This window comes from Chitinophaga sp. 22620 (assembly GCF_052044405.1).
In the GTDB taxonomy this organism is placed as follows: domain Bacteria; phylum Bacteroidota; class Bacteroidia; order Chitinophagales; family Chitinophagaceae; genus Chitinophaga.
Genome location: NZ_JBQEMV010000001.1, coordinates 1,750,198 through 1,765,581 on the forward strand (window position 1 = coordinate 1,750,198; position 15,384 = coordinate 1,765,581).

Sequence of the window (15,384 nt, forward strand, 5' to 3'; positions counted from 1 at the left end):
GATGCAACACAACTGGCAACATAAAATATCACATCACGCGCAGCTTGGCGGCATTGAAACGGCCGTGCTGGATAATGGTCCCGGCAGGGGCAACCGGGTGGCCTGGGTCAATACCGGCGCCGGGCTGCGCTTTAAAGTAGTGATAGACCGCGCCATGGACATTGCAGAAGCTTTTCATGACCGGCACAGCCTGGCCTGGCTTAGCTGTACCGGTCATGCCCCGCCCGCGCCCGCCCCTGCAGGCGGGCTTTCGTGGCTACATACCTTCGGCGGTGGCTTGCTTACCACCTGCGGCCTCACGCACATAGGCGGGCCGGAAAGCGACGAGTCCGGCGAAAGAGGCCTGCATGGAGCCATCAGCAATACCGCGGCGGAGCTGGTCTCCGTGATACAGCCCAACCCGGCCGCCGGCCAGCCGGACATGCAGCTTACCGGCATCGTCCGCGAAACCCGCGCGCTGGGTGTGAACCTTGAAATGAAGCGGACCATCAGCGCACGTTTAGGCGTGCCTGTTATACGCATACACGACGAGATCGTGAACCGCGGTAATACCCCCGCGCCGCATATGCTCATGTATCACATGAACTTCGGCTGGCCGCTGGCTGACGAAGGCTCGCAATTGTTGTGGGAAGGCGATTGGCAGCCGCGGGATGAAGCCAGCAAAGCCATCTTCCGGGAAGGAGGCTCTTTTAAAACATGCCCGCCGGCCATGGCGGAACATGCCGGGACCGGCGAAGCCGTGGCGTATATCGACATCAAAGCCGGCAGCGACGGCTGGTGCGCGGCCGGTTTGCATAACCCGCGGCTGCAACTGGCGGCCGTTGTGCGTTTTAAAAAATCGCAGCTTCCCTGGTTCGTCAACTGGCAACACTGGGCGCCGGGAGAATACGTGACCGGGCTGGAACCCTGCACCAACCCGCCCGTCGGGCAGGCGGCGGCCAGAAAGGAGGGAGCCCTCATTATGCTGCAGCCGGGCGAAAGCCGCCACTACGAGCTGGAGCTGGAAGTAATAGAGGGAAATGAATCCATCAAAAAAATATTCCACGATGCATAAACAAACATCACCCATCAATACAATGCCAATGGAAAAATCAAGTTTAGCCGCCAAAGCGCTGGAGCAGGGCAAAGGCATTCTGCGCCTGGCGCCCACCTGGGTGCCGCGATCGTTCTGCGTACCCGGCCGGAGGATCAAGCTGCACCCGGATGATTATTACGTACTGGGCGGGCAGCGCGGCGGGATCGACGAACGCTGGCTGTCGTCTACCACCCCGGCCAAGAACGGCCCGCTTACCGGCGAGCACGAAGGCCTGAGCAAGATCGTGTTCAGCGACGGCGGCAAAGAAGTGCAGTTCCTGCTGAAGGATGCGGTGGACGAGCTGAAGGCAGAGCTGATCGGCAAACGGTTGTGGGATCAGTACGGCTCCTGGCCGATGTATTCCAAGTTCTTCGACAACCTGGGCCCCCTTCCTCACCATATTCACCACAACGACGAAAAAGCCGCGCTCATCGGGCAGCTGGGCAAGCCGGAAGCCTATTACTTCCCGCCGCAGCTGAACAATCATGGCGGCGATTTTCCATACACCTTCATGGGTATTGCGCCCGGCACCACCCGCGAACAGATCGGCGAATGCCTGCGCAATTTCACCAAAGGCGATAATAAGATCACCGATTATTCCCAGGCTTTCCTGCTGCGGCCCGGCACCGGGTGGGACGTTCCGCCCGGCCTGCTGCATGCGCCCGGCAGCCTCTGCACGTACGAACCGCAAAAAGCGTCTGACGTGTTCGCCATGTACCAGTCGCTCGTGAACAATGCCGTGATACCCGAAGAGCTGCTGTGGAACGGTACGCCCAAAGAAAGCATCGGCGACTACGAAGCGCTGCTGGATGTGATCGACTGGGACCTCAACCTGGATCCGAACCTGCATGAAAACCGTTTTATGGCGCCCATACCGGCAGCTAACGGAAAAGGTTATACGGAAACGTGGATCTGCTACAAATCATCCGCATTCAGCGCAAAAGAGCTGACCATCGAGCCGGGCGCCACCGTGGTGATCAAGGACAGCGCGGCTTATGGCCTGATCATGATGCAGGGACATGGAAAAATGGGCGTATGGGACATCGAAACGCCCGCGCTGATCCGTTACGGGCAGCTCACCCACGATGAATATTTCGTGAGCGAAAAAGCGGCGAAAGAAGGCGTGACCATCACCAACGCTTCCGCCACCGACCCGATCGTGATGCTGAAACACTTCGGGCCTGAAAACCCGGACCTGGTGCTGTAATGCACGTATACAACCACTCTGTTGAACCATGTAAAATTCTCACGTTATAAAAGTACCGTTATGCAACAAAATAACTGGCCCAAACTGCACAACGCCACCTGGCCGGGCATTGTGGGTAAAGGAGAAGGATCCGAACCGGTGATTGCTTTTGACGAAATGCTCAAAATGACCGCCGCCGCCGAAGTGGACGGCGTTAAATTCGACGGGGTGGACATCGGCCTGTTCAATCCCCACTTCGATGTGAACAGCAACGACGACGACATCAAAAAACTGGCGGACAAGGTAGGCGCCTATGGTCTTGAAATAGGCAGCCTGGTGGCCCCGATATGGCCGCCGGACGGCGGTTCCGCCATGGGCAGCGCGGCCGAGCGGAAACGTTTCGTGGAGCAGGTCCGCAAGTCGTGCCACATTGCCAAACGCCTCCGTGAAATAGGTATCCGCCCCCATGGCGTGGTGCGCATCGATTCCGCCAGCTCGCCCGAAGCCTGGGCGAAAGACCCCGCAGGCAATACCAAACTTATAGCGGAAACATTCCGCGAAGCCTGCGACGTAGCCGCCGGTTATGGCGAAAAGCTCGCCGCCGAAGGCGAAATATGCTGGGGCGGCATGCACAGCTGGAAAACCATGATCGAAACCCTGGAAGCTACCGATAGGCCCAACATCGGTTTCCAGGCCGATATGGCGCACACGCTGCTGTATCTCATGGGCTACAACGCGCCGGAGCACCGCATTTTACCGGCAGATTTTGAATGGAGCAACCGCGCAGCCCTGCAGGAAGGACTGAAAAAGCTCACCGCCGCCCTTCGCCCCTGGACGATCGACTTCCATGTGGCGCAGAACGACGGTACCGTGCACGGCACCGGCTCGCACGACAAAACCGGCCGCCACTGCCTGGCCAACGACCCCAACGGCAAGCTGGACGTTGCTGCTGACGCGGGTTTCTGGCTGCGCGATGAAAAGGGAGAACTGACCAAAGCCTTCCGGCATATCTGCTGGGACGGCTGCATGTTCCCCAACGAAAAAATGACCCAACCCGGCACCTGGAACAATATCCTGGCGGCCATGATCAAAGTGCGCAACCAGCACGGCTGGTATGAAGCCTGAAAACAATAAATCATTTTAACAATGACGAAGACTTTGAATATAGGACTCATCGGGTGCGGCTTTATGGGCAGAACCCATTCCAACGGCTACCAGCGCATCCGCAACTTTTTTCCCGAGCTGCAATACAAGCCGGTGCTGCATACCGTATGCGCCCGCAACGGCGAAAAAGCCAAAAGTTTTGCAGAACAGTGGGGATATGCCAACCATGTTACAGACTGGAAGAAAGTGATTGCAGACGACAGCATCGACGCGGTAGACATCTGCACGCCCAACGATACCCACGCGGAGATCGCCATCGCGGCGGCGGAGCGCGGAAAGATGGTGCTTTGCGAAAAGCCGCTGGCCCGCACACTCGAAGAATCCCGCAAAATGGTGGACGCCATCGAAAAAGCGGGCGTGGCCAATACCGTATGGTACAACTACCGCCGTATTCCCGCGGTAACGCTGGCCAAGCAGATCATCGACTCCGGCAAGCTGGGAAAGATCTTCCATTTCAGGGCCAACTTTTTGCAGGACTGGACCATCAGCGCCAAACTTCCCCAGGGCGGCGAAGGCCTCTGGAGAATGGATGCTGACGTGGCGGGTTCCGGCGTAACCGGCGACCTGCTTTCCCATTGCATAGACACCGCGATCTGGCTGAACGGCAGCATCAGCAACGTAACCGCCATGACCGAAACATTCGTCAAAGAAAGGATGCACCAGCTCACCGGCAAAGTGCAGGAAGTGAAGATAGACGATGCCTGCGCTTTCCTTTGCCGCTTCGATAACGGTTCCCTCGGCCTGTTCGAATCCACCCGTTACGCGCGCGGCCATAAAGCGTTGTACACTTTCGAGATCAACGGCGAGCATGCGTCCATCCGCTGGGACCTGCACGACCTCAACCGCCTGGAGTACTTCGACAATGCCGACAGCTCCAACCTCCGTGGCTGGCGCTCCATCCACGTAACGGATGGTGAGCAGCCGTATATGGACAAGTGGTGGGTGCCCGGGCTGGGCATCGGTTACGAACATTCTTTCGTGCACCAGGTGGCGGACTTTCTGAAAAGCCTGGAAACCGGCGCGCCCTGTTCGCCCACATTCCGCGAAGCATATGAAACACAGGCGGTATGCCAGGCGGTGCTCGACTCCGCGGCCTCGCTTGTTTGGAAAGACGTACCTAAAGCATAAACTTCTAAATCTCAGATATGCTGAAAAAATCAGTATTAAGTTTATTTGTTGCCTCCCTGGCCCTGTTCTACGCAGGATGCGCCAACGGGCAAAACAATAAAGGCTTCAAAAGCATTTTTGACGGCAAGACCCTGACCGGCTGGGAAGGCGACACCAATTACTGGCGCGTGGAGAACGGGTACCTGGTAGGGGAGATCACGCCGGACAAAACCCTGAAAACAAACAGCTTCATCGTCTGGCAGGGCGGGCAGCCCGGTGACTTTGAACTGACGCTTGAGTTCAGGATCACCAAAAACGGCAACAGCGGCGTCAACTACCGCAGCGCAAAATTTGCCGGCGTGCCCAACGCCCTCACCGGCTACCAGGCAGACATCGACGGGGCCAACCGTTATACCGGCCAGAACTACGAAGAGCGCGGCCGCACCACCCTGGCCTACCGCGGCCAGAAAGTGACCATCCCCGCTACCAGCAAAACCCTCCAGGAAGGCGGTAAAAACAACGCCTGGACGCTGGCCGAAGTAACCGGGTCGCTTGGCAGCAGCGATTCGCTGCAGGCGCTCATCAAACAGGAAGACTGGAACACCTGCCGCATCGTGGCTAAAGGCAACCGTCTCCAGCATTACATCAACGGCGTGCTGATGGCGGACGTAACGGACAACGATACCGTGAACGGCCGGAAAAGCGGCCTGCTTGGCATGCAGGTGCATATTGGCCCGCCCATGAAGGTGGAATACCGCAAGATCATGATCAAAGAATTGTAAGCATAATAACGGAGAACAAAAGGATAACAGAGAAATGAGGGCAGACGTCGGTCTGCCTTTTTTTATGCCCTGACGGCCGTTTATATGGATATTTTAGCACCAATAACGGTAACTATTTCACCGGTTTGTTTAAACGGAGCCTTTATCTTTACCCGGCCTGATACAGGCATTGTTGGTACATCAATCACGAAGTATGAAAGCGCTCGTTCTACAGCAGCCGGGGGAATTCCGCTGGGCTGAAAAGCCGCATCCGGGGCAGCCTCCCGCAGGTTATGCCCTGCTGCGCATTAAACATGTGTCCGTTTGCGGCACAGACCTGCATGCCTACAAAGGCCGCCAGCCGTTTTTTACCTACCCGCGCATTCTCGGCCACGAAGTTGCCGCCGAAGTGATAGCCACCGGTGAAGGAGTGCAGAACGTGCAGCCGGGAGACCTCGTTTCCATTGAACCTTACCGGAACCCGGTGGCAGACCAGGCCGTGAGGCGGGGCAAGACCAACTGCGGCAGCCAGGTAACGGTATTGGGCGTGCATGAGGACGGCGCCATGCAGGAATACATCCTTTACCCCGCATCCAACCTGCACGCGGTGAACGGTATGCACCCGGATCATGTGGCCCTGATCGAACCTTTCGCCATCGGCTGCCATGCGGTGGAGCGCGCAGGCATTGTGGACGGCGACACCGTGCTGGTGATCGGCGCCGGCCCGATCGGGCTGGCCATTATCGCTTTGGCAAGGCTCAAAGGAATAAAGATCGCCGCGCTGGACATCAATGAAAACAGGCTGCAATTCACAAAAAAAATGTTCCCCGAAGTGGAAACGGTATTGCTGAAAGATACGGTGGTGGAGGATCTCCGGCAGGCATTCGACGGGGAACTGCCCACGGCCGTGTTCGACGCTACCGGCAATAAAGCCTCCATGGAACGGAGCTTTGAGTTCGCGGCAGCGGGAAGCACCATCGTTTTTGTGGGACTGTTCGTAGGCGATGTGGTTTTCCCCGACCCCGTCTTCCACCGGAAAGAGGTCACATTAAAAGCCAGCCGGTCCGCCACCGCAGCGGATTTTAAAAAGGTGATCGGGCTTTTCAAAGCAGGGCTCATCCCCACCGAAGGATATATTTCACACCGCATCCCATTTGATAACCTGGCTGATGAATTCACCGGCCTCTACGCGCCGGAAGCAAATGTGATCAAAGCTATCATCGACTTTTGAAGATAAAACAATGAAGATCTTACAGAAAAAAATATCTGGATTACTGGCGCTGGCCTTCCTGTTCACCGACACATCCGCCCAGTTGCAACAGCCCGGCACTAAGCCCAACCTGGCGCAGCAGGCCATGATCAAACGCGGCTACGGGATGTTCATCCATTTCGGCGTGAACACCTTTGCTGACGTGGAATGGTCGGACGGTACCATTCCCGTTGAAAAATACAATCCCACCAGCCTGGATCCCGAACAATGGGTGAGAACCGCCAGGGACGCCGGTTTCAGGTATGTGCTGCTGATCACCAAACACCACGACGGTTTCTGCTTGTGGGACAGCAAATACACTACGTACGACGTGGCATCCTCGCCCGTAAAGACCGATGTGGTGAAAGCCGTTTCAGACGCCTGCAAAAAATACGGGTTGCAGTTTGCTATTTATTATTCCCTCTGGGACCGGCATGAGCCTTCCTACAAAGACAAAGACCCGCAAAAATATATCGACTACATGCTGAAGCAGCTCACCGAGCTGTTCACCAACAACGGCGCCATCTGCGAACTGTGGCTGGACGGCGGCTGGGACCGCAAGCCGCAGGATTGGGGGATCGACCAGGTTTATCAACTGGTGAAGAAATTCAACCCTGCCTGCGCCGTAAGCGTGAACCACACGATCGTGAACGAAGAAGGGAAAAGGAATTTCACCCTTCCCTCGAAAATGACGGCGGACAATAAATATTATTTCCAGTATTTCCCTTCGGATTTCCGGCTCTGGGACCCGAAGATCATCACCCGCTTCGACAAAAAACAATACCTGCACGAAGGCAAATCTTACTACATGCCGTTTGAGCATACGCTTTGCATCAGTCACCGCTGGAACTGGTTCCAGAAATCGGTGCAACTGCCCACGCGGGAACTGGACGAGCTCGAGGAGCTGTTCTACTGGTGTACGGACAACGATAATTCGCTGGTGATGAACATCCCGCCGGACCAGACGGGGCGCATCCGCGAATATGAAGCGCTTGCTGCCATCACCCTGGGCAAAAGACTGGGGCTTGCGCCGGGAAAACCTTTGCCGGAGAACGGGAAATTCATTTCAGAACGTAAGCCGGTACAGGCTTCCAGCGTATGGGAAGGGAAAGCCGAATATAACGGGAACATGGTGACGGACGGAAGCCTGGACAGCCGCTGGGCTTCGGCGGACACCCTGGCCAGCCTGGAGATAACGCTGGATCCCGCGGAGTCTTTCAACAAGATCAGCATATTTGAATACAAGGATACCAAAGACCTGGCGGACGGTTTTTCGCAGGTGCGCCTGCCGCGCATACAGGAATACGCGGTGGATATTATGCAAAACGGTCGCTGGGAGACCATTTACCTGGGTTACGAGCCGATGGGCGATTGCAAGGTGATAAGGTTGCCGAAGCGTTATAAAACCGGCAGGCTGCGGTTCCGGGTGACGAAGGCCGGCAACCTGCCTTCCATCTATGAGTTGTCTGTGATCAATATGCCGTAATAAACAGGGCAGCTTTTTGAAGGCCGCCCTGTTCTTTTTTTGATATCTACACTTCTTTTGTGTTCAATGCGATATTTTTTGCTTTTTTCCCTCTCAGCCTGATGTTGAGCATTTCTACGATCAGCGAGAAGCCGAGGCAGGAGTAAATGATGCTCTTGCTGATCTCCTGGTGGAAACCGCTGGCGATCAATACCACGCCTATTACGATCAGGAAGGTTAAAGCCAGCATCTGCAAGGTTGGCTGTTTGTTGATGATCTTCGTTACCGGCCCTGCGAACAGCATCATGATCAGGATGGAAACTACCACTGCAATGATCATTACCAGCACATTATCCACCAGCCCCACGGCCGTTAAAATAGAATCGAACGAGAATACGGCGTCTACCAGTACGATCTGGATCAGCACGGACCCCAGGCTGTGCGGGGTGCGGGTTTTTCGTTGGCTGTCATCATCGTCGGACTGGAGCTTGTGATGTATCTCCAGCGTGCTCTTGATGATCAGGAAAAGACCGCCGGCCAGCAGGATAATGTCTTTCCAGCTGAGCGGGATCACCGTTCCGTTGATCCATTTAAAATCAACCACGGGGTCTTTGAGCCCGATGATCCAGTTGATGCAGAGCAAAAGCCCCACCCTGAACACCATGGCCAGCCCCAGGCCGATGTTCCTGGCTTTGCGCTGCTGGTGCTCAGGCAGCTTGCCTGCAACGATGGAAATAAAAATGATGTTGTCTATCCCCAGCACTATTTCAAGGAAACAGAGGGTGAGGAGGCTTATCCACACGGCGGCATCAGCGAAGTCGGGGATGATAAATTCCATGCAGGTATTTTTTTAGTTTAATCGAAATCAAAGAAATCGCCCAGGAAACCTTTTTTCTTCCTGGGGTATTTGTGACGGTCGCCGTAGCGCTCATGGTCGTCGTGATCCCTGTCGCGGCGCGGTTCTTCATAGCTGCGCCTTTCGTCGTGTTCCAGCAGTTTGTCCAGCTCGCCTTTATCCAGCCAGATGCCCCGGCAATTGGGGCAATAGTCAATTTCAACATTGTTGCGCTGCGTCATCAGCAGCGTTTCGTTGCAGTTCGGGCATTTCATACCTGTATACTTTATAATTTACGGAATTAAAAATTCACAACATGTTTTCCATTCAGAAAACATGCCGGTTATCGGCCGGGTCGTAAAACAGTATCAAAACAGGCTGAACCGGTGGAGGAAAGTATAATATGCGGGCCTTATCCAGCAGGCCGCTGTGTAAAATAACCGGCGCGGGCCATGGGGAATGGCGCCACAGGCGGATGCGGACAGTTGTTTGGCGGAAGTTCGTTTATTCCTTACGGATGTTTCCATCCCAAGGCTTACTTTGCAGGCCTCAGCGCTTTCGGTTTCCAGCAGCAGCTCCTGGAAGCCGCCCAGCCGCGCGTCTGCCGGGAGAATGTCCGGCGCGCAGGCAACCAGGCTCAGTATTAACAGGGAGAGAATACGGAGCCTGCTTTTGCAAAATATATCTGAAATGTAGCTGAGCAATTCCTGAAAAATTTTTCCGGGCTAATGTAAAGAATAATCCTGACTAAGCTTCATCCATGAACAGCTTATTCATTTCCGCATAGGATTTCGCATCGGCCGCGAAGTGGAAAGTGCCCTGCTGCGCGATCTCTTCCGCCGCTTTGAAGAACGCGCCGTAAGCGGCCCTCGCCAGCGAAGAGCCGATGCTGACGCGTTTCACGCCCATCTCCGCCAGCATTTCCAGCGAAAAGTTCCCGCTCCCGCCGGAAAGCCCCATCACCACGTTCACGGGCCGCGGAGCCACCGCTTTTACCACGGTTTCTATTTCTTCGCGCGTTTTAAGCCCAGGCGCAAAAAGCACATCGGCGCCGGCGTCTGCAAACGCTTCGAGCCTTTTGATGGTGTCTTTCAGATCGGGGCGGCCATAGATCAGGTTTTCGGCCCGGGCCGTAAGCGTAAACGGGTGAGGCAGGCTGCGGGCGGCTTCAACAGCGGCTTTCACACGCTCCACCGCATGCCCGAACGCATAGATCGGGTCGCCGGGCCGGCCGGTGGCATCTTCTATGGAGCCGCCTGCCAGGCCGGCCTGCGCGGCCAGCAGGATCGTTTCCGCGCAGGAGGATGGCTCGTCGCCGTAACCATTTTCCAGGTCGGCGGACACGGGCAGACGCGTGGCGGCAATAATGCTTCGTACATTCAGCAGCGTTTCTTCGCGGGTGATAGACGCATGCCCGTCCGGCTTAGCCAGCGAATAAGCAAGCCCCGCGCTGGTAGTGGCCAGCGCTTTGAAACCAAGGATTTCCAGCATCCTCGCGGATCCGGCATCCCAGGGATTGGGTACCACGAAAATGCCGGGCTGCCGGTGAAGCGCCCTGAAAGCTTCGGCCCTGGCTGCGGGAGATATGTTCTGTTTACTCATATTAATATATAAATGAGGGTTGCCATTCAAATATAACCTGTTTTTTTATGTGGGATTATTTATATATTTAAGCATCTATGCCACGTTACATTCTTATACTCGCTTTATTGTTTTCCTGCAAACAAGCCTCCAAAAATCACGCCTACGACCAATGGCCCGTGTATAACGGTTCCAGGGCGGGATTAAAATATTCGTCCCTCCTGCAGGTGGATACTTCCAATGTGCACCAGTTGACCGTTGCCTGGCAATACCGCACCGGCGACGCGGATACCATCGGCCATTCGCAGATACAATGCAATCCTATCGTGGTGAACGGCATATTGTACGCCGTTTCTCCGCAGCTGAAGCTGCTGGCGCTTGATGCTGCTTCCGGGAAAGAGAAATGGGTGTTCGATCCCTGGGCGGGTACCGGGGAAAAAAAGAACATCAATTCCCTGCGCGGGGTTACGTATTGGGAAGATGAAAAAGAGCAACGCATTTTTTATACTGCCGGTTCACACCTGTACGCCATCGATGCGGCTACCGGGAAACGCGCTATAACTTTTGGAGACAGCGGGAGGATAAACCTGCACAACGATCTCGGCGAACGTTCAAAAGACCTGTACGTGCTCACCACATCGCCGGGTATGATCTACAAAGACCAGCTGATCATCGGTTCCCGCGTATCCGAAGGCAGCGATGCGGCGCCCGGGCATATCCGCAGCTACGACGTGCGTACGGGCAAGCTGCGCTGGATATTCCACACCATCCCGCAGCCGGGAGAATATGGTTACGATACCTGGGAAGACCCGGAAGCATACAAACATCTCGGCGGCGCCAATGCCTGGTCGGGTTTCAGCCTGGATGAAGAAAAAGGCATTCTCTTTGCGCCCGTCGGCTCTGTGTCGTTCGACTTCTACGGCGGTATGCGGAAAGGGGAGAACCTGTTCGGCAACAGCCTGCTGGCGCTGGACGCCAATACCGGCAAACGCATCTGGCATTTCCAGACCGTGCATCACGACGTATGGGACCGCGACCTGCCCGCTCCGCCGGTGCTGGTAACGGTTACGCAGGACGGGAGAAAGAAGGAGGCCGTGGCGCAGGTTACCAAAACGGGTTTCGTTTTCCTGCTGGACCGGCTTACAGGCCAGCCGCTTTTCCCCGTGGAAGAGCGCCCTGTACCCGTGCAAAGCGCACTGGCCGGCGAAAAGCTCTGGCCCACGCAACCCTTTCCCGTACTGCCTGCGCCGTTTGTGCGGCAGCGTATGACGGAAGCAGATCTCAATTATCTTTTGCCGGATTCATCATTCAAAGAAATAAAACAACGCTGGGTTTCGTACAAACGTTCACATATGTTCGAACCGCCTTCGAAAGAAGGTACCCTTATTTTCCCCGGTTTCGACGGCGGAGCAGAGTGGGGCGGCCCGGCAGTGGATCCCGAAACGGGCATATTGTATGTGAACGCCAGCGAAATGCCCTGGGTGCTGCAGGTGGTGGATGTGCCGGCGCAGCAGGCAAAAAAAGAAACCAATCTCCAGGCTGGTAAACGCCTTTACCGCAATTATTGCATGAGCTGTCACGGCCCGGAACTGCAGGGCGGCGGCGCTTATCCGTCGCTGGTAAATATTCAGCAGCGCTACAATCCCGGGCAGCTCCTCCAGCTGCTGAGCACCGGCAGGCGAATGATGCCCGCTTTCAACAGCCTGGGAAAAGAAGAAAAGGATGCCATCGCCGCTTTTGTGCTGGATATCAAAAAGGCGCAAACGCTGGCTTATAAAGGGCCGCAGCAGCAGCCGGACAGCTTCCGCCATCTTCCTTATAACATGACGGGTTACAATAAATTCCTCAGCAGGGAAGGGCTGCCGGCCAACAGCCCGCCCTGGGGCACGCTTACGGCCATAGACCTGAACAGCGGTAAAACCTTATGGAAAGATACGCTGGGAGAAGACCCCGCCTTCAAAGGCCGCGGCATTAAAACCGGCACGGAGAACTACGGTGCGCCCGTGGTAACAGCCGGCGGCCTGGTGATCATTGCTGCCACAAAAGATGCGAAAATACGCGCATTCAACAAACGTACAGGGCAACAGCTGTGGGAAGCCGCACTGCCTGCGTCAGGCTTTGCTACGCCGGCTGTTTACACCGCCAACGGCAAACAATTTATCGTAATAGCCTGCGGGGGCGGTAAGCTCAATACCGCGTCCGGTGACAGTTACGTGGCATTTGCATTGCCATCGCCCGGCCGGTAACAAAAAACGTTGTAGCTTTAACCTTATATAACCTGCTATCGGCAATACCAGCCGCATGCAACACGCACCTCGCGAAAGAACTTAAAACATACACCGGCCTGAACCCTTCCGGGTTTCAAACAGAAATACCGGGCGGATTTTAATTTTGAATAAAATATCAGCATTATGGAACAAAGAGTAAGCCTGGTCACCATTGGCGTGAAGAACCTGGCGGCCATAAGAGATTTTTATGAAAAGAAATTCGGCTGGCAACCCGCTGCTGTCAATAAAGACATCGTGTTTTACAAGATCAGCGGCGCACTGCTTTCTTTTTTTCCTGAAAAGGATCTGGCCGCGGATGCGGGTTTGGAAGTAAGCCGGTCCTCAGCGGGAAAGTTCGTGCTGGGTTATCTCCTCAAAACAGCGGAAGAAGTGGATGAGCTGTTTGCGCTCCTGGAAAGCAAAGGCGTAACGATCGTAAAAAAACCGGTAAAAACTTTTTTCGGCGCTTACACAGGCTATGTGCAGGATGTAGAAGGCAACCTCTGGGATGTGGGCTACAACCCGCTGATACCGATGGATGAGGATCACAACGTGATCACGCATGAGGATATCAAACATTTGGAACAGTAATTACGCCCCCCACTTATACCCCATGCCATGCACGGTTTTCAGGTAGTTGCCGGCGCCTGCGTCGCGGAGTTTTTTCTTCAGGTTCTTGATGTGGGTATATACAAAACCATGACTGTCCAGCAGGCCGGCAATATCGCCGGAAAGATATTCCGCCAACGTGGTTTTAGACACAACGCGGTTGCTGTTGCCGATGAGGTAATACAACAGCTCGAATTCTTTTTTGGTAAGACTGACAGGGCTTTCACGCACCCAGACGGTTTTCGTTACCAGGTCTATCTTTATTTCATTTAGCTGAATGATATTATGATTGCGGAACTGCCTGCGCCGGATCACTGAAAATATCCGTGCTTCCAGTTCCGGCAGCTGGAAAGGTTTGCAAACATAGTCATCCGCCCCGGAGCGCAGCGCATCTATCTTGTGCTCATACACACAGTCCGCCGAAATAATGATCAGCCCGTCCTGGCGGTTCCGCTCCTGCAGCAGCTTCAGCATCTCCATTCCATGGCCGCCGGGAATGGCGGGATTCAACAGCACACAATCGTATTCATGCGCCAGCACCTTACCCTCCGCTTGCTGGTAATTCATTGCATGCTCGCAGCTATAGCGCTCCTCCACGAGATAGGTTGATATACTTTCCACGAGCGCCAGCTCGTCTTCCACGATCAAGATCTTCATGCTTCATCAGTTTTCAAAACCAATACGTACAGACCGGTGCCCGCGATGCCTTCACTTCAAAAAAAACTCAAAATTGAAAGGCCCGGACTGGCGTTTCGTTTGCAATTGGTTGATAATTAGTTTTTTATAATGAATTCCACAACGCTCCCGCTACGACCAATTTACCTAAATTATTGATATCCAAATCATTGCAGTTCGTTTCTTTTTATTCCCATTATCGTAAACATGCGCGGCCCATACAGCGGTAAGTTTGCAGGATAAAACCAGTATATGAAGCAAAAACTATTTACTTACGTGATGATGGCGGCAGGCGTTTCCACTTTTGTGGCCTGCAGCAACGACGACGATACACCGGACTATTCCGTTAAACCTTACACTGTTCCTGCTACTTACAATTTCAATAACGCTTCCTATACCGTTTCCTCCCAGCGCGTTAAAATGGCCATTGAGCTGGACGGCTACCTGAAGCTGGCCAATGCGGGCGCTACCACGGTGCCGCTGGACCAGGCGAAGGTGACCAATATGTTTAACAACACCGGCAATCCTTTTGCGGATGCCAGCCTGAACACTTCCGGCAAAAATCTCCGCGAAGTCACTTCCGATGCGGATCATTTTAAATCTTATGCAGACAGCGTGCTGCTTTATAACACCGGAACCGCTGCGGCTCCGGGCATTGGCGGCTTTGTGCCCCGCGGCGCCAACAAGATCATAGTAGGCCCCCGCGGCCTGGAATATGGCCAGTCATTCGTGAAAGGCATCATGGGCGGGCTTTATTTCAAAGAAGCCGTTCGCATCCTTACCAGCGTGAAAGGCATGGCCGCAAGGGATACCGCTGCCGCGCAAAAACTCTGGGATGAAGCATTCGGCTACCTCGCCGTTCCCGCTGATTACGACACTTCCAAAACATATCCGAATACGGACCCGAACAGGCCTTTACTGTGGGGCGGTTACCTCGCGGAGCGCGGTAAAAGCATCCAGGCGGGCGGTATCATTTTCGGCGCATTCCTGAAAGGCCGCGCGGCTATCGGCGGTTACGACACGCAAGTGCGCGACGGGCAGGTGGATATCATCCTGGCTAAATGGGAACAGCTGGCCGCAGCCGCTGCGCTCAATTACGTAACGGCGCCTACCGCATCTTCCGCGATCGGCAATTACGGCTCCCAGCTGCATGCGCTTTCGGAAGGCCAGGGCTTTATTGCTTCACTGAAATACAGGCCTGCCAACAGTAAGCTGACGGCCGCCAACTATGCGGCGCTGGCAGCCATCATCAATAAAGATTTTTACGTATTGCTGAACCAGCCTGGTTTTACGGACCTGGTGACAGCGCAGACCATACTCAAAACAACCTACGGGCTTTAATATAATTATCCATAGCATTTACGGCGTAAAACCTGGCTTTTCAAGCGCCGGGTTTTACGCATTCAGGTC

General features: G+C 54.8%; 15 protein-coding genes. 10 read left to right on the top strand and 5 right to left on the bottom strand.

What is annotated here, in order from left to right; translation table 11 throughout:
• Window position 1 precedes the first annotated feature (1 nt).
• From ACTJIK_RS07170 to ACTJIK_RS07200, 7 genes are all read left to right on the top strand, one after another.
• On the top strand, window positions 2–1,054 hold the full coding sequence (locus ACTJIK_RS07170; RefSeq protein WP_440645677.1) for an aldose 1-epimerase family protein: 1,053 nt from the start codon (window positions 2–4) through the stop codon (window positions 1,052–1,054).
• Between the two features lie 28 nt (window positions 1,055–1,082).
• Window positions 1,083–2,282, top strand: a complete 1,200-nt coding sequence (locus ACTJIK_RS07175; protein WP_440645678.1) for a hypothetical protein — start codon at window positions 1,083–1,085, stop codon at window positions 2,280–2,282.
• A 60-nt stretch (window positions 2,283–2,342) separates the two neighbouring features.
• A complete protein-coding gene (locus ACTJIK_RS07180) occupies window positions 2,343–3,386 on the top strand; it encodes a sugar phosphate isomerase/epimerase family protein (protein ID WP_440645679.1) in 1,044 nt (347 codons plus the stop codon).
• A 21-nt stretch (window positions 3,387–3,407) separates the two neighbouring features.
• The gene (locus ACTJIK_RS07185; protein ID WP_440645680.1) at window positions 3,408–4,553 is read left to right on the top strand and encodes a Gfo/Idh/MocA family protein; all 1,146 of its coding nucleotides are present in this window, start codon (window positions 3,408–3,410) and stop codon (window positions 4,551–4,553) included.
• 17 nt (window positions 4,554–4,570) lie between these two features.
• The gene (locus tag ACTJIK_RS07190; RefSeq protein ID WP_440645681.1) at window positions 4,571–5,314 is read left to right on the top strand and encodes a 3-keto-disaccharide hydrolase; all 744 of its coding nucleotides are present in this window, start codon (window positions 4,571–4,573) and stop codon (window positions 5,312–5,314) included.
• 193 nt (window positions 5,315–5,507) lie between these two features.
• Entirely contained in the window at window positions 5,508–6,524 is a 1,017-nt protein-coding gene (locus ACTJIK_RS07195) for a zinc-binding alcohol dehydrogenase family protein (RefSeq protein WP_440645682.1), read from the top strand.
• A gap of 10 nt (window positions 6,525–6,534) precedes the next feature.
• Window positions 6,535–8,028: an alpha-L-fucosidase gene (locus ACTJIK_RS07200; RefSeq protein ID WP_440645683.1), complete on the top strand. Its 1,494-nt coding sequence runs from the start codon at window positions 6,535–6,537 to the stop codon at window positions 8,026–8,028.
• Between the two features lie 46 nt (window positions 8,029–8,074).
• Here ACTJIK_RS07200 and ACTJIK_RS07205 read toward each other — a convergent pair whose 3' ends face one another.
• The 4 genes from ACTJIK_RS07205 to ACTJIK_RS07220 form a co-directional block, all read right to left on the bottom strand.
• Window positions 8,075–8,845, bottom strand: coding sequence for a TerC family protein (locus ACTJIK_RS07205; RefSeq protein ID WP_440645684.1), 771 nt, complete (start codon window positions 8,843–8,845; stop codon window positions 8,075–8,077).
• Between the two features lie 17 nt (window positions 8,846–8,862).
• The gene (locus tag ACTJIK_RS07210) at window positions 8,863–9,117 is read right to left on the bottom strand and encodes a zf-TFIIB domain-containing protein (protein ID WP_440645685.1); all 255 of its coding nucleotides are present in this window, start codon (window positions 9,115–9,117) and stop codon (window positions 8,863–8,865) included.
• 93 nt (window positions 9,118–9,210) lie between these two features.
• Window positions 9,211–9,546, bottom strand: coding sequence for a hypothetical protein (locus tag ACTJIK_RS07215; RefSeq protein ID WP_440645686.1), 336 nt, complete (start codon window positions 9,544–9,546; stop codon window positions 9,211–9,213).
• 43 nt (window positions 9,547–9,589) lie between these two features.
• Window positions 9,590–10,444 carry an isocitrate lyase/PEP mutase family protein gene (locus tag ACTJIK_RS07220; protein WP_440645687.1) on the bottom strand — a complete coding sequence of 285 codons (855 nt, stop codon included), beginning with the start codon at window positions 10,442–10,444 and terminating at the stop codon, window positions 9,590–9,592.
• Window positions 10,445–10,521: 77 nt separating this feature from the next.
• Here ACTJIK_RS07220 and ACTJIK_RS07225 point away from each other — a divergent pair, with 77 nt between their 5' ends.
• Both ACTJIK_RS07225 and ACTJIK_RS07230 read left to right on the top strand, forming a co-directional pair.
• Complete coding sequence (locus ACTJIK_RS07225; RefSeq protein ID WP_440645688.1) at window positions 10,522–12,669, top strand: outer membrane protein assembly factor BamB family protein; 2,148 nt, start codon at window positions 10,522–10,524, stop codon at window positions 12,667–12,669.
• 165 nt (window positions 12,670–12,834) lie between these two features.
• Window positions 12,835–13,281: a VOC family protein gene (locus ACTJIK_RS07230; protein ID WP_440645689.1), complete on the top strand. Its 447-nt coding sequence runs from the start codon at window positions 12,835–12,837 to the stop codon at window positions 13,279–13,281.
• Here ACTJIK_RS07230 and ACTJIK_RS07235 read toward each other — a convergent pair whose 3' ends face one another.
• Window positions 13,282–13,956 carry a response regulator transcription factor gene (locus ACTJIK_RS07235; RefSeq protein WP_440645690.1) on the bottom strand — a complete coding sequence of 225 codons (675 nt, stop codon included), beginning with the start codon at window positions 13,954–13,956 and terminating at the stop codon, window positions 13,282–13,284.
• Window positions 13,957–14,226: 270 nt separating this feature from the next.
• Between ACTJIK_RS07235 and ACTJIK_RS07240 the strand changes: the two genes are divergently transcribed.
• Window positions 14,227–15,315 (top strand): DUF4856 domain-containing protein, encoded by a 1,089-nt coding sequence (locus ACTJIK_RS07240; RefSeq protein ID WP_440645691.1) that lies wholly within the window; start codon window positions 14,227–14,229, stop codon window positions 15,313–15,315.
• The last annotated feature ends 69 nt before the right edge of the window (window positions 15,316–15,384 follow it).

Bases quoted from the DNA above. Each gene is read 5' to 3' on its own strand.
- ACTJIK_RS07180 (WP_440645679.1), top strand. From the start codon at position 2,343: ATGCAACAAAATAACTGGCCCAAACTGCACAACGCCACCTGGCCGGGC.
- ACTJIK_RS07230 (WP_440645689.1), top strand. From the start codon at position 12,835: ATGGAACAAAGAGTAAGCCTGGTCACCATTGGCGTGAAGAACCTGGCG.
- ACTJIK_RS07205 (WP_440645684.1), bottom strand. From the start codon at position 8,845: ATGGAATTTATCATCCCCGACTTCGCTGATGCCGCCGTGTGGATAAGC.
- ACTJIK_RS07195 (WP_440645682.1), top strand. From the start codon at position 5,508: ATGAAAGCGCTCGTTCTACAGCAGCCGGGGGAATTCCGCTGGGCTGAA.
- ACTJIK_RS07200 (WP_440645683.1), top strand. From the start codon at position 6,535: ATGAAGATCTTACAGAAAAAAATATCTGGATTACTGGCGCTGGCCTTC.
- ACTJIK_RS07210 (WP_440645685.1), bottom strand. From the start codon at position 9,117: ATGAAATGCCCGAACTGCAACGAAACGCTGCTGATGACGCAGCGCAAC.
- ACTJIK_RS07185 (WP_440645680.1), top strand. From the start codon at position 3,408: ATGACGAAGACTTTGAATATAGGACTCATCGGGTGCGGCTTTATGGGC.
- ACTJIK_RS07225 (WP_440645688.1), top strand. From the start codon at position 10,522: ATGCCACGTTACATTCTTATACTCGCTTTATTGTTTTCCTGCAAACAA.
- ACTJIK_RS07235 (WP_440645690.1), bottom strand. From the start codon at position 13,956: ATGAAGATCTTGATCGTGGAAGACGAGCTGGCGCTCGTGGAAAGTATA.
- ACTJIK_RS07190 (WP_440645681.1), top strand. From the start codon at position 4,571: ATGCTGAAAAAATCAGTATTAAGTTTATTTGTTGCCTCCCTGGCCCTG.
- ACTJIK_RS07240 (WP_440645691.1), top strand. From the start codon at position 14,227: ATGAAGCAAAAACTATTTACTTACGTGATGATGGCGGCAGGCGTTTCC.
- ACTJIK_RS07220 (WP_440645687.1), bottom strand. From the start codon at position 10,444: ATGAGTAAACAGAACATATCTCCCGCAGCCAGGGCCGAAGCTTTCAGG.
- ACTJIK_RS07175 (WP_440645678.1), top strand. From the start codon at position 1,083: ATGGAAAAATCAAGTTTAGCCGCCAAAGCGCTGGAGCAGGGCAAAGGC.
- ACTJIK_RS07170 (WP_440645677.1), top strand. From the start codon at position 2: ATGCAACACAACTGGCAACATAAAATATCACATCACGCGCAGCTTGGC.